The 12061-nt window shown below is 65.1% G+C and carries 18 protein-coding genes; all 18 read left to right on the plus strand.

Annotated features, from left to right (window positions below; translation table 11 throughout):
- Positions 1–2: 2 nt before the first annotated feature.
- The 18 genes from OG912_RS32150 to OG912_RS32235 all read left to right on the plus strand — a co-directional run bounded on the left by OG912_RS32150 (position 3) and on the right by OG912_RS32235 (position 12007).
- Entirely contained in the window at positions 3–1106 is a 1104-nt protein-coding gene (locus OG912_RS32150; RefSeq protein WP_327712376.1) for a DUF5047 domain-containing protein, read from the plus strand.
- 2 nt (positions 1107–1108) lie between these two features.
- Complete coding sequence (locus OG912_RS32155) at positions 1109–1366, plus strand: hypothetical protein (protein ID WP_327712377.1); 258 nt, start codon at positions 1109–1111, stop codon at positions 1364–1366.
- A gap of 21 nt (positions 1367–1387) precedes the next feature.
- A complete protein-coding gene (locus OG912_RS32160) occupies positions 1388–1996 on the plus strand; it encodes a hypothetical protein (protein WP_327712378.1) in 609 nt (202 codons plus the stop codon).
- Positions 1997–2131: 135 nt separating this feature from the next.
- A complete protein-coding gene (locus tag OG912_RS32165) occupies positions 2132–2971 on the plus strand; it encodes a peptidoglycan-binding protein LysM (RefSeq protein WP_327712379.1) in 840 nt (279 codons plus the stop codon).
- A 4-nt stretch (positions 2972–2975) separates the two neighbouring features.
- Positions 2976–3293 (plus strand): hypothetical protein, encoded by a 318-nt coding sequence (locus tag OG912_RS32170; protein ID WP_327712380.1) that lies wholly within the window; start codon positions 2976–2978, stop codon positions 3291–3293.
- Positions 3290–5254, plus strand: coding sequence for a glycerophosphodiester phosphodiesterase (locus OG912_RS32175; RefSeq protein WP_327712381.1), 1965 nt, complete (start codon positions 3290–3292; stop codon positions 5252–5254). Before OG912_RS32170 ends, OG912_RS32175 begins: the two co-directional genes overlap by 4 nt.
- A 79-nt stretch (positions 5255–5333) precedes the next feature.
- Entirely contained in the window at positions 5334–5939 is a 606-nt protein-coding gene (locus tag OG912_RS32180) for a deoxynucleotide monophosphate kinase family protein (protein ID WP_327712382.1), read from the plus strand.
- Positions 5940–5951: 12 nt separating this feature from the next.
- Positions 5952–6215, plus strand: a complete 264-nt coding sequence (locus tag OG912_RS32185; RefSeq protein ID WP_327712383.1) for a hypothetical protein — start codon at positions 5952–5954, stop codon at positions 6213–6215.
- Between the two features lie 50 nt (positions 6216–6265).
- Complete coding sequence (locus OG912_RS32190; RefSeq protein WP_327712384.1) at positions 6266–6943, plus strand: HNH endonuclease; 678 nt, start codon at positions 6266–6268, stop codon at positions 6941–6943.
- A gap of 163 nt (positions 6944–7106) precedes the next feature.
- Positions 7107–7733 (plus strand): hypothetical protein, encoded by a 627-nt coding sequence (locus tag OG912_RS32195; RefSeq protein ID WP_327712385.1) that lies wholly within the window; start codon positions 7107–7109, stop codon positions 7731–7733.
- A 91-nt stretch (positions 7734–7824) separates the two neighbouring features.
- Complete coding sequence (locus OG912_RS32200) at positions 7825–8559, plus strand: hypothetical protein (protein ID WP_327712386.1); 735 nt, start codon at positions 7825–7827, stop codon at positions 8557–8559.
- A 241-nt stretch (positions 8560–8800) separates the two neighbouring features.
- Positions 8801–9604, plus strand: a complete 804-nt coding sequence (locus tag OG912_RS32205; RefSeq protein WP_327712387.1) for a PD-(D/E)XK nuclease family protein — start codon at positions 8801–8803, stop codon at positions 9602–9604.
- Complete coding sequence (locus OG912_RS32210) at positions 9601–10287, plus strand: hypothetical protein (RefSeq protein WP_327712388.1); 687 nt, start codon at positions 9601–9603, stop codon at positions 10285–10287. Before OG912_RS32205 ends, OG912_RS32210 begins: the two co-directional genes overlap by 4 nt.
- Positions 10284–10598, plus strand: coding sequence for a hypothetical protein (locus OG912_RS32215; protein ID WP_327712390.1), 315 nt, complete (start codon positions 10284–10286; stop codon positions 10596–10598). Before OG912_RS32210 ends, OG912_RS32215 begins: the two co-directional genes overlap by 4 nt.
- A complete protein-coding gene (locus OG912_RS32220; RefSeq protein WP_327712391.1) occupies positions 10595–10822 on the plus strand; it encodes a hypothetical protein in 228 nt (75 codons plus the stop codon). Before OG912_RS32215 ends, OG912_RS32220 begins: the two co-directional genes overlap by 4 nt.
- A 65-nt stretch (positions 10823–10887) precedes the next feature.
- The gene (locus tag OG912_RS32225) at positions 10888–11226 is read left to right on the plus strand and encodes a DUF7574 domain-containing protein (RefSeq protein WP_327712392.1); all 339 of its coding nucleotides are present in this window, start codon (positions 10888–10890) and stop codon (positions 11224–11226) included.
- Positions 11223–11819 (plus strand): RNA ligase family protein, encoded by a 597-nt coding sequence (locus OG912_RS32230; RefSeq protein WP_327712393.1) that lies wholly within the window; start codon positions 11223–11225, stop codon positions 11817–11819. The genes OG912_RS32225 and OG912_RS32230 overlap by 4 nt, the downstream gene beginning before the upstream one ends.
- Positions 11816–12007 carry a hypothetical protein gene (locus OG912_RS32235; RefSeq protein ID WP_327712394.1) on the plus strand — a complete coding sequence of 64 codons (192 nt, stop codon included), beginning with the start codon at positions 11816–11818 and terminating at the stop codon, positions 12005–12007. Before OG912_RS32230 ends, OG912_RS32235 begins: the two co-directional genes overlap by 4 nt.
- Positions 12008–12061: the final 54 nt, after the last annotated feature.

Below are 12061 nucleotides of genomic sequence, written 5' to 3' on the forward strand. Positions count from 1 at the left end.
GGATGCAGACCGTCACACCGCAGTTCCTGCAGACCCTGACGACGTCCCATTCCATGGTGGCGTCGGTGACCGCCATGTACGCCGGATCCGTAACCGTGGCCGACCTCCCCATTGCGGATGGGTCGGTCACGGTGGATCGCGGGAGCAAGGTACGTCGCTCGCTTTCGCTGACGATCGCAGATCCGAAGCGCCTTCCATGGGGAGCGCTAGACCCTCTCGCAGTCTACGGACAGACGCTGATGGTTTCCCGCGGCGTTCGATACGCCGGCGGAGCCACGGAGATGATTCCGCTTGGCACGTTTCGCATCAACGAGCCGCAGGGGGACACCCTCCTCGGACCGGTCACGCTCACTGGGCAGTCGTCGGAGTGCTACATCATCGACGACAAATTCATGGTGCCGACGTCAACCCGTGGCTACACAACCTGCGTTGACGCGATCGAATATCTGATCCGTCAAACACTTCCCAGTGCCGTAATCGTCAACGCAACGGCAGGCGCGCGAAATCCCTCGTGTGCGGTTATCACTTGGAACGCGAATTCGGACCGTTGGGACGCCGTGCAACAAGTGGCGTTGGCAATGCAGGCAGAGATCTACGTCGACGCTCTGGACCGTTTCGTCATCGCTGACGTTCCGCAGGTGCTGACATCACGCGTTGTGTGGGACATCGCAGAGGGCGAGGGCGGAACGCTCATGGAATCGTCTCGGCAAATGTCACGCACGGCCGTTTACAACGCCGTTGTGGCAAGCGGAGAAAATACCTCCTCCAACGTGGCCCCGGTCAGTGCCGTTGCGTACGACACAGGCCCGACGAGCCCCACGCGATGGAGCGGCCCCTTTGGGCACGTTCCGAAATTCATCTCCTCCGCCCTGTGGACGACCGTCGGAGCCTGCCAGGCAGCTGCGGACTATGCGCTGTTCGACGCCATCGCGCCGAATGTGTCGACGTCGATCGACGCGATTCCGAATGCCGCGCTGGAAGGCGGTGACTGCATTCGCGTGTCCTACGCCGGCCGCAAGGAGCTGTTCATCGTGCAGTCCGTGACGACACCCCTAACAGCAGAGGGATCCGCGTCCCTCGTCCTGCGAGGCGGGAAGGAGGAGTAGCCATGAACCCTCGTCAGAGGCTCGCAGACGCCGTACAGCGGGCTGCCAGCCGCACCGTGGTCCAGGAGTCCTCCGGCTGGTGTCTGGCCTCTGTGGCGGCCGTCTACGGGGACGGCACGGTCGACATCATCACCGCCCGCGGACCCATTGCGAAGGTACGTCGGCTGAAGGCGTACGCATCCCCGGTAGTTGGCGACACGGTGAAGGTCGATTTCAACCCGGACGGAAATTGGATTGTCGTCGGCGCCCTTGCGTCGTAAGGACTTTGAGGAGCACCGAGAATGCCCAAGCCCGATAGCTACGGTCAGAACGTTCAGTACCCGGTACTGTCTGACGCGCCCAACATCGAAACCGCGCTGCAGGCACTGGTAAACGGAGTCGTTCCGTTGACGGTCATGCGGTTCCCCAACGCCAACGCACGCGCTGCGACGTTGACCGGAAACTACAAACCCGTTCCAGGGATGATTACCTATCTGGCCGCTGAGGATCGTTGGGAGCGGAGAGACGGCGACAACGTTTGGCGCCCGTTCAGCCCCGGTGTATGGAAGCCGATTGCCTATACGACGGGATACACGTCGCAATCAGGTTCGCCCGCGTACCGAATCATCAACAACGAGGTGCAGTTGCGCGGAACAATTCGGCGAACGGCAGCAAGCACGGACCTCGTGACGAATGTGGACGTTCATTTCGCGACGCTTCCTTCGGAGGCGCGTCCGATCGGCGGGTATCGCTACTTCCTGGCAGCGGCAAACTTCGTCAACACATCGGGAACGAGCTACTTCTCCGGCCGCATCGGCATTGCTCCTGACGGCAGCATGATCTACGTCATGCCGTTGAACTCGAAGAGCGAATGGCTCTCCCTGGACGGCATCCGCTTCTCCATCGACTAAGCCCCGCGCAGCACTCACGCACAGACCACGCCCCGCAGCGACGGGGCCTTTTTCATGCCCTGGAGGGGATCACCAATGGGTGAAATCTGGATCAAGGAAGCCGAACGACTGGGGGACGGGAGCATCGGAGGCGCAATGGACTCGCCGACGGCGCCCGGTCGTGTCGTCTGGCACACCACGGAGAGCGGCCACGGTGCCGGTCCGTTCAAGAACGTCGGCGACTACCTGGCCAACATCGGCGCCGAACCTCACATCCTGTACGACCCCACCACGGACCGGCTGGGGCAGTACGGGCCGCTCAACGAGTCCGCCCGCGCGCTGAAGAACGACGGCGGGACGCGGACGAACCGCACCGGTCGCGTCTGTATCCAGATCGAGGTACTCGCCCGCGCGTCCGCACCGTTCACCGGTTACTGGAAGCCTGGCCCCAATTTCGTCGCCCTCATGCGCGCGATCCGCTCGTGGGGAGTCCCCGACTCCTGGCCAGGTGGATCGTGCGCTCCTGGCGCGTCTCGTAACCGCACCACGTGGGCGACGAAGGGTGGCCATTACGGTCACTGCCACGTTCCGGGCAACGACCACTGGGACCCGGGCAACATCGACCGCGCGGCCATCTTGAAGGCTGCTCCGAAGGCGACTCCGGCTCCCGCGACGCCGGCCAAGCCCGCCAAGCCTGCGACGAAGCCGACGGTCTCTGTCGCGCACCTCAACTCTGCCCGCGCGAAGGACATTCCAGCGGCCACAGGCCACACGACCTACCCCGCAGAGGTCAGGATCGTTGAAGCGGCCCTGAGGGCGGAGGGACTGCTCTCCTCGAACTACGCGGCCGACGGCTCGTGGGGGACGAAGACGGACGAGGCATACAACGCTTTCCGACGTCGTGTGGGTTACACCGGGGACGCTGCGAAGGGCTCCGTCGGCCTGGAGTCGCTGAGGAAGCTCGCTGCCAAGCACGGCTTCACCGCGAAGGCGTGACGACGTGAGCCCTGAGATCCTCGTCGCCATCATCACCGCTGTCTCCGTTCTGGGGGCGGCGGTGGTGGCGGCCTTTCCTGCTCTCCGTCGTACCCACAACGCCGTAACGGCACAGGGGGCGGAGACCCGCGCCGCCACCCTGGACGCCCTTGACGTCATGGGGACGCGCCTTCAGGCCCGCTTCGACGCCCGCATTGACGACGTCCGCAATGACATCGACGACGTGCGCGAGGGCGTCTCCCGCGTCCGCGAGTGGCAGGCCGGCCACGACGCAGAGCACCTCATCATCGTCCGGCCCCACCGTGGAGGTGACGGCGCATGACCATGCCCGCAGGAATCGCTACGGTCACTCTGACCGGCCGCTACCTACGACCTGATGGAACCCCGCTGAAGGGGACCGTCACTATCGCAGCTCCGAGCCTCGTCACGCTCCCCGGAGCGGACACCATCAGCGCCGGATCGGCGTCGGTGACGCTGGACGCAACCGGCGCATTCTCCGTCCTCCTGATCGCCACCGACCAGATGGACATGCAGCCCACGGACTGGGCGTATCAGGTCAGCGAGAAGTTCACCGACATTGCGGCTCGTACCTACGCCATCCGCCTCCCGTCGGCCGTCCCCATCGTCTCCATCGCGGACATCGCGCCATCGGATCCGTCAACGGGTCAGTACGTACTGGTTCCTGGCCCCACAGGGCCAGCAGGAGCATCGATCCTGACGGGCACGGGCACCCCATCGCCGCTCCTGGGCGCCAACGGCGACATGTACGTGGACAAGACCGTCGGGGCTGTGAAGCTCTACGGTCCGAAGGCGTCCGGCGCCTGGCCCGGAACTGGCGTGGAACTAGGCGGCGGAGGACTGATCTCCACCGTCAACGGACAGACCGGAGCGGTGTCTCTGACCGCTGCTGACGTCGGGGCCCTCCCGCGGGCCGTGGTTCCCGCAACCTCGCTGCTGTCGTCGTCCCTCTTCTACATCGCACACCGCGGGTCGGGCGGGGAGTTCCCGGAGCACACGCTAGAAGCGTACGAAGCGGCCGTAGCTGCCGGCGCACGGGCGATCGAGGTGTCCGTACGTCTGACGGCCGACGGAGTCCCGGTATGCATTCATGACGAGGATCTCTCGCGTACGACGTACGCCACGGGCAACGTCTCCGACTGGAACTACGCGGCCCTGAAGTACAAGGTTCTGACGAACGGCCGCCTCATGTTGGGGCAGGGGCGAGTGGACGCTCCCATCCCTACGCTGCGCGAGGTTCTGGACAGGTTCCTTGGCCGTGTCGTCATCTTCCTGGAGGCCAAGAGCAACCCATCCGTACCGGTCGTCCAGCAGATCCTGACGGACTTCTACCCGCAGGCGAAGGACTCCGTCGTCTGGAAGAACTACTACCAGGCCACATCCTGGCCGTGGGCGAAGGCGGCCGGCTTCACCACGTGGGCTTACGTCGACGCAGCCACCACGGACGCGCAGATGAACGCGCTGGATCAGTCCCTGATCGACGCATGGGGCGTTCCGACGCTCACCGCTGACGCTCGCATCACGGCCATCGTCGCCCGCGGGAAGCCAGTCATCGCGTGGGAGGTGCACCGTCGCAGCGAGCGTGACCGCCTCGTCGGACTGGGCGTCAAGGGCATGATGTGCTCCGAGCTGATCTACGTCAGGCGCAGCGCACCAAGCCGCGTGATCGACGACTTCGCCACGCAGGTGAAGGCACCGGGGGACCTCGGGACGATCAACTACGACCAGGCGTCGGCGCTCAAGTTCGACGACACAGGCGCGTCGGCGTACATCAACGCCCTGCCCAACCGCAGCGTCGTCATGGGATCGCTGAGCAACCCCACTCCGCCAGCCGCGTACACCCTGAAGTTCGACATGATGTACGAGGGCGTTCCAGGGGCGACGGAACACGCTGGCGTGGCATTCGGCAAGGCGAGCGACGACACGTATCGCTTCAGCCAGGCGAACGCGTCGGGTGGCTACCACATGGCGATCCGCGGCAACGGTGACATGCAGTTGTACACCCATGCTGCGGGAGTCACTGCCGGGACGCAGATCGGCTCCACGGTCTCCACCACGGCGCCCACGGCGGGCGGATGGATGAGCTTCACGATTGCCATGACCGCAACGGACATCACCCTGACGCGGACTGACCTCGCGGTGCCGGTCTCGATCAACGTTGCGAACACTGCATTCCGCGGCGGGTACTTCCACCTGTCAACGGGATCCGTGGCGTCGACGGCGAACAAGCCGCATTGGCGGAACGTGTCGGTCAGCACTCCATAAGAATCACGGACTCCCCGTGAAACATCTGCGCCCCACCCCGCCATAACTCAGGTACACCGAGTGAAGGGGAGTGGGGCGCATGGGGAACATCGGCATCATGGGGCGGGCCAGAGTCGGCAAGGACACCGCCGGACAGTGGCTCGTCGACAACCGCGGGTACCGGCGGATCGGGTTCGCGGATGCGCTGAAGGATGCGGCGCTAAAGACGGACCCGATCGTGGAGGATCTGGCCGGATACTACGACGTGGTGGAATCCACGAGGCTGTCCGCACTCGTCGGCGAACACGGCTGGGAGCGCGCGAAGGACCGTGAGCCCGAAGTTCGCCGCATCCTCCAGGAGCTGGGCGCCTCCATCCGTGCCATCGACCCGGAGTTCTGGCTCCGGACGGCACTGAAGAAGGTCCGCGACGCCAACGAGGCCGGCGTACCGGTCGTCATCACGGACGTGCGCTACCCCAACGAGGCCAAGTCCCTGCGCGCCGCTGGCTTCCACCTCCTGCACATCGACCGCCCTGGCGTCCCCCAGCTCACCCACGAATCGGAAGGCGCCCTGACGTCGACGGACGCGGACTACGCGATCACCAACGACGGAACGCGGGAGCTGTTCCTCTCGAAGCTGCAGATCGCCGTAGCCCACATCTACACCGACGAGTCCCGCCGCCAGTACGCACGATCCCACTCCTAGAAAGGACGCTGCATGAAGCACTTTCTCAGCAAGGTCAGAGACGCCGTCAAGGACGTCCCTCTCCGCGTCTACGTCGCCCTCCAGGTCTTCGCCAGTCAGGAGCCCGTCCGCCTCCGGGCGGCTCTGACGTCGGCAGTCCTGGCGCTGGCGTTCCTCGTACCGTCGATCACGGCGAGCGTGGCCGATCGTGTCGGATTCGTCGGCGCCGTGGTGCTGCCGATCCTCGTGGCGGAGAGCGCCCGGAAGAAGGTCTCGCCGACCGACGCCGAGAAGTAGAGCGCAGTACCCAACCCCCTGGTTCTCCGGAGCCAGGGGGCTTTTGGCGTATGGAGACCATGAGTCCGCTGGCGGACAGAACAGCCAGGATGCGGTTCAACAGGGCGATGCGGGAGAAGGGGGTGGAGGCGAAGGCGTGCGGGAGGTGCTTCGCAGTGAAGGGGTACGGCGGGTTTAGCGTGCAGAGTTCGAGCGCGAGTGGACGGATGACCATCTGTAAGCGCTGCACGTCGGAACGCCGACACCAGTGGAACGCCAGCAACGCCGAAGGACGGAAGGAGTACAACCGGCGCTGGCGCAAGGGGCACCCCGCCCGGGCAGCACAGCACGATCGCGGGCGTAGCCAGAGCCCCGAACGACAGGAGTACAACCGGCGCTGGCGAGAGAGTAACCAAGAGCGCCGTAAGGCTCACCTAATAAAGTCTCGGATCCTCTATCGTGCCCGCAAAGCCGCCGCAACCGTCGTCCCCTTCACCGTCGACGAGATGCTTGCCGACTGGGAGGAATACGACCTCTACGGTTGCGCCTTCTGCGGCGGCCCTTACGAGGAGATCGAACACCTGATGCCCCTCTCCCGCGGAGGAGAGCACAGCCTCGCCAACATCGTCCCCTCGTGCATCGAGTGCAATCGGGGCGTCGGAGGCAAGCACGACCGAAACCCCTACGAGTGGCTGGCCGAACGCTTCCCCAACCTGGCGCCGCTCCTCCTGCCGGTCGACGAAGGTTAAGGGAACCTTACCTCCCGGCAAAGCTTTACCCGCGTGGCCTAGGCCCCGTACTCGCCGTAACCGGTGGGTGCGGGGCCTTTTTGCGTTCTGGGCTCCGTGGAGCGCTACACGGACGCCTACATCTATGTTTGTGTTGCGCAACCCATGCCCCTACAGTGCCAGTATGTCGACCTCACCCGGACCGCTCCTTCAGGCGCTGGACGCCCTGTGGGAGCACCTCCGCACACAGCAGGCGGAACTGCCGGCCGCCCGAATTGCAATCACCCCAACGCCCCCGCCGGCAAAGCACAACCCGGAGCGGTGGACGCGGGACGGAGAGGTCGTGACGGGCCTTGTCGTCAGCGCGGACACCCTGAAGGAGGGGGCGGACGCAGTCCTGGAACACGTGCTGCACGAGGCTGCTCACGTCTTGTCGTGGGTCCGTGGGGATCAGGACACCACTACCCGCGGCACCTACCACACAGGCACGTACCTGGCAGCCGCGGAAGAGGTGGGGCTCCGATGGCCGCCTGACGCTCCCCGCGACCCGCACCGAGGATACGTTTCTCCACGCCTGACCCCCGAGACGCTGACCACGTACACGGCCGACGTCAGAGCGCTGGAGCAGGCCATCCCCCTTGTGCTCCCACATCTCGTCATCCCCGACGCGCAGACCGCCTACCGGCCGCGGAATCGGCTCTACCTACAGTGCGGATGTGACGATCCGCGCCGGATCCAAATGTCTCCACGGGTGGCCGCTCGCGGCCCGGTGATCTGCGGAGTGTGCGAGCAGGCCTTCAAGGAGGCGTGACGAAAGGGGGGTGGGGTATGTATGGTCCGTGTCAGTGCTCTACGGTACTGTGTGGCCGCCCCCACCCCTGCTGATCTGAGGTTGACGGATAATGACTGCCGGCGAGATGGAGATCCCTAGCGCACGGGACGTGGTCCCCTCATTGCAGCTGGACGACATCGCGCACGAGTCTGAACAGACTCTTGTGGCCCGTGGTGTGGCCTATGCCCGGGAGTACGATCAGATCCAGGGCAAGGCCACGACCCTGGTGAAGAACCTGGCGGTCGTCATCCTGGCTCTGCGGCGGAAGCATGACGACATGCGGGGGACGTCGCACGACTATCGGGAGGCCGTGGCGGAGATGTACCGCACGGCAAACCTGCCGACGGACAGCAACGCCAGCTTGCAGAGCAACGTCCGATATCACGTGGGCAACGCCTTGCGGCGCCATCTGACCACGCGGGAGCTGGAACAGCTCGACCTCAAGACCACGTCGCCCCTGGAGCGGTTCCAGGACAGGCGGAAGACGGACTCCGCAATCGTGCGTGCAGTGAAGGCCGTTGATACCGCAGCAGCCTCCACCCCTCCGCCGGCAAAGAGTGCAGTCAAGGGGAAGGCGTCGGCATCCACTGCCGCTGCACCCGTGCCCGCGCCCGTGAAGGCCACCGCCGATCACCTCAGGCTCGTACAGGTGGTGACAAACGTACTGGGGCAGATCAGTACAGACGTGGTGGACCGTCACATGACCGCCGGACAGCGGGCACGGATGGACGAGGAGTTGGCTGAGGTGCAACGCAGAGTGACGGAATTGCGCCGCCACACGCGAAAGCCCAAGTCAGGCGCCTGATCGTCGCCCGCATCCTCCGCCTCCCCTGCTGAACTCTGGCCAAAAAGCCAAACTAACCCCTTATTTCACTTCTCTCTAGACGCGTTAAGGAGAGAAGGAAAATAGGGGGTTAGTTTGGCTTTTTGGCCTCGATCTGTCCGGGGGAGGAGGAGACAAAGATCTTGAAAGTGCCGTGAAACATTCCCGCTCCACCCCGCCATAACTAAGGAGACAGCAAGCAACGCGGCGATGTGGAGGCCAGATGGCAGGGGTAAGCACGATCAAGCGCGGCGGAAGCCGCTTCTACGTGGATCCGAGTGACTCGCGCATCAAGGTGCCCGGCGTGACGAGCGTCGTGGGGATGGAGCCCAAGCCGTTCCTGGTTTTCTGGGCGGCGAACGAAGCGGCCGACGCTGCGGTTGCCAACTGGGACATCGTCAGCAAGCTCGTGGAGCGAGACCCTGCCGGCGCGAAGGACTACCTGAAGAACGCCCATCGTCGGAAGTCGAAGGCGGCAAGCGACCTCGGGTCCTCCGCCCACACCTACTTCGAGAAGCTGGCGCGGGGGGAGGACGTCAACCTGCGCCACGTGCACGCCGACGTACAGCCTCACGTGAGGCACTTCCGGGAGTTCCTGGACGAGATCCAGCCTGAGTTCATCCACCTGGAGGAGACCGTCTGGGACGACGACATTGCCGTGGCCGGCTCGTTCGACGCCATCGCGAAGATCGACGGTGAGACGGTGATCATTGACTGGAAGACCTCCAAGGCGGTCTACGAGTCGGTAGCTCTCCAGCTCAGCGCCTATCGCTACGCCACCCGCATCATCCTGGCGGAGAGCGGGGAGTCCATCCCGATGCCGGAGATCACGGGCGGCGCCGTGCTCCACGTCCGCCCGGAGGCTTGGGCGTTCCACCCCATCGAGTGCGGCCGTGAGGTCCATGAGACGTTCAAGGCGCTGCGCGCGGTGTTCGAGTGGGACCGTGAGGGCAAGAAGGGTGTCGTCGGCAAGCCGATCGCGTCCGGCGGTGTGCGTCTGACGGGAACGGAGCGGAGGGCGGCATGAGCGACGACCTTCGCACCCGGTACGCCGAAGCCTTGTGCGCGAATGACGGCCTGGACCGGTCGGTCATCGGCTACGGGGCGCTCTGGGGCGGCTACTTGGAGGCTGCCGACGCCGTTCTGAGCGTCCGCGACGAGGAGTGCTACATGCTGCACTCGCAGCTGGCGAGCAGCAAGGCCGCCCACGAGGCGGTCTGGCAGCAGCACCAGGAGCGTGGAGCCTGGATCTTCCGGTTGCAGGAAGAGAAGGCAGACCTGCGTGACCGTGCCGAGAACGCAGAGAAGGAGCGCGACGAGCACCGCGAGGCCGCCGAAGTGGCGGAGGCCAAGCTCCGGAAGATCGAGCACGGTTGCGAGACGCCGGAGTCGCACAACTACGGGTGCCCGTGCGACGAACTGGCCACGCTCCGCGAAGCCTACGAGAAGGCTCGCGCCGACGCTGAGCGGTACAAGCGGGCGTACGAGATGAAGCCGGCAACCATGCGCCTGGAGGGTCCGGGCGTGGAGCGCCTCGTCTGGCACACCACGGCCGGCGCTCGCGACTGGGAATCCAGCGACGTCGTGACGCCGACGCTGGCGGAGGAGATCGCATCCGCTGCGCCGCTCGGATCACTCGTCAACGACCTCCGAGCAACCATCGTCAGCCAGGCGCGGGAGATCGCGCGACTCAAGGGGGAGAGCGCATGAGCGTCCTGGAGGACAAGCTCAGCGACGCGCATCGGCACATCGTCTACGACGGAGATTCGGACATCCCGTACGACGTGTACCTCGTTCTGGAAGCGCTCGCCGCAGAAGTTCAGGCCCTCCGAGAGGCCGCTACCACACGCGGCCCCGTGGAGTCCGGAGGCATGTCCCGTGTGGACGCTCTAAAGGCCGCCCGGGAACACGTCGAAGCCATGTCGACGAACTCCCGCGGCTATCAGGACGGCGTGAAGTTGTCCGACAAGGTGCAGGCGATGGACGCCTTCGCCAGGTTCCTGATGGGGGAGAGCGCATGACCAACTTCAACAAGCCGACCAACGACCCCAAGACCGGCGCTGCACTGGCCGCCTTCGTGACAGCCCTGATTCTCCTGCCGCTCCAGGGCTGGTTCTTCATGCTCGCCATGGGCGTTCTCCACGGCATCGCAGCGGCCGTTCCCGCGATCGGCTACGGGGCGACGCTGCTGCTCATGCTGGGCGTCGACGTCGTGGCCTTCACGGCGAAGAAGTTCCGCAAGTAGCGCAAGGCACACACGGGGGCGTCCACACCGGGCGCCCCCTCTTCGGCATGCGACGAGGAGAGAGCATGAGCTACGACCTGGACGTGTACAGCAGTCCGGAGAAATTCGGGCTGACGTCGGTAGGCGACCTGTCCGATAACGAGCCTTACGAGTTCAGCATCCTGGCGGTGTGGCAGCGCACGGAGGACGGCGTTCTGTTCTGGGAGACCGACTCCGGGTGCTCCTGCCCGTCACCGTTCGAGAACCACACGTCGATCAACGACCTGCGTCGCATTGACGACGTCACGGAGTTCGTCCGTGAGGCGCGCTCGTGGGTTCAGGGCCAGGACATCGAGCGCGACGACGTGGAGCGGCTCGTCCGCAAGGTGCGCCGGCTGGCGAAGAAGCAGGAGGCAGCAGCATGACCGACTTCAACCCCGACTTCCGCGAGTGGCCCAAGACTCCGCGGCTCTTCCGGGACATCGTGATCACGGAGAAGATCGACGGCACCAACGCCGGCCTCCACATCAGCGAGGACGGTCAGGTCGTCGCGCAGTCCCGGAAGCGGATCATCACGCCGGACAACGACAACTACGGCTTCGCTCGCTGGGCGGCGGAGAACGCCGACGAGCTGGCGCACATCCTCGGTCCGGGGCTCCACTTCGGCGAGTGGTGGGGGCAGGGGATCCAGCGGCGGTACGGGCTGGAGCAGAAGGTGTTCAGCCTCTTCAACACTGAGCGCTGGTACAAGAACGATGGCGCCGACACCTCGAAGGAGACGCGCGCCGATCAGTCGTCGCTCGTGGATCAGATCGACGTCGTGCCGGTCCTGTACCAGGGGCCGTTCAGCGAGGCACAGATCACGAGCGTCCTCCGCGACCTGAAGGAGGAAGGCAGCTACGCCGCCCCCGGCTTCATGAACCCCGAAGGCATCTGCGTGTATCACTCGCAGACCCGCAGCGTCTTCAAGGTGACCCTGGACGCCAACGACGCCGGCAAGTGGGAGGCAGCAGCATGAGAAAGACCCTCGCGGCCCTGGCTCTGGCCGGCGCCCTGACCCTGACCGCCTGCAGTGCGGAGGATCAGCAGCCCGCCGGCTGCTACGAGATCGACATCGACCATCCGAAGACGCACCGCACGGCGCCGGCGTTCAAGACGCCGAAGAAGTCCGCCCCGAAGGCCCCTTCGACGACCCGGAGACGCTGATGAGCGACGACGACCCGCAGAGATCGCCTGACTGGTGCTGGACGCACGGCTGCC

Source organism: Streptomyces sp. NBC_00464 (assembly GCF_036013915.1).
In the GTDB taxonomy this organism is placed as follows: Bacteria; Actinomycetota; Actinomycetes; order Streptomycetales; family Streptomycetaceae; genus Streptomyces.

Bases quoted from the DNA above. Each gene is read 5' to 3' on its own strand.
- OG912_RS32230 (WP_327712393.1), top strand. From the start codon at position 11,223: ATGACCGACTTCAACCCCGACTTCCGCGAGTGGCCCAAGACTCCGCGG.
- OG912_RS32160 (WP_327712378.1), top strand. From the start codon at position 1,388: ATGCCCAAGCCCGATAGCTACGGTCAGAACGTTCAGTACCCGGTACTG.
- OG912_RS32205 (WP_327712387.1), top strand. From the start codon at position 8,801: ATGGCAGGGGTAAGCACGATCAAGCGCGGCGGAAGCCGCTTCTACGTG.
- OG912_RS32150 (WP_327712376.1), top strand. From the start codon at position 3: ATGCAGACCGTCACACCGCAGTTCCTGCAGACCCTGACGACGTCCCAT.
- OG912_RS32235 (WP_327712394.1), top strand. From the start codon at position 11,816: ATGAGAAAGACCCTCGCGGCCCTGGCTCTGGCCGGCGCCCTGACCCTG.
- OG912_RS32175 (WP_327712381.1), top strand. From the start codon at position 3,290: ATGACCATGCCCGCAGGAATCGCTACGGTCACTCTGACCGGCCGCTAC.
- OG912_RS32200 (WP_327712386.1), top strand. From the start codon at position 7,825: ATGACTGCCGGCGAGATGGAGATCCCTAGCGCACGGGACGTGGTCCCC.
- OG912_RS32180 (WP_327712382.1), top strand. From the start codon at position 5,334: ATGGGGAACATCGGCATCATGGGGCGGGCCAGAGTCGGCAAGGACACC.
- OG912_RS32210 (WP_327712388.1), top strand. From the start codon at position 9,601: ATGAGCGACGACCTTCGCACCCGGTACGCCGAAGCCTTGTGCGCGAAT.
- OG912_RS32190 (WP_327712384.1), top strand. From the start codon at position 6,266: ATGGAGACCATGAGTCCGCTGGCGGACAGAACAGCCAGGATGCGGTTC.
- OG912_RS32165 (WP_327712379.1), top strand. From the start codon at position 2,132: ATGGACTCGCCGACGGCGCCCGGTCGTGTCGTCTGGCACACCACGGAG.
- OG912_RS32185 (WP_327712383.1), top strand. From the start codon at position 5,952: ATGAAGCACTTTCTCAGCAAGGTCAGAGACGCCGTCAAGGACGTCCCT.
- OG912_RS32195 (WP_327712385.1), top strand. From the start codon at position 7,107: ATGTCGACCTCACCCGGACCGCTCCTTCAGGCGCTGGACGCCCTGTGG.
- OG912_RS32225 (WP_327712392.1), top strand. From the start codon at position 10,888: ATGAGCTACGACCTGGACGTGTACAGCAGTCCGGAGAAATTCGGGCTG.
- OG912_RS32155 (WP_327712377.1), top strand. From the start codon at position 1,109: ATGAACCCTCGTCAGAGGCTCGCAGACGCCGTACAGCGGGCTGCCAGC.
- OG912_RS32220 (WP_327712391.1), top strand. From the start codon at position 10,595: ATGACCAACTTCAACAAGCCGACCAACGACCCCAAGACCGGCGCTGCA.
- OG912_RS32215 (WP_327712390.1), top strand. From the start codon at position 10,284: ATGAGCGTCCTGGAGGACAAGCTCAGCGACGCGCATCGGCACATCGTC.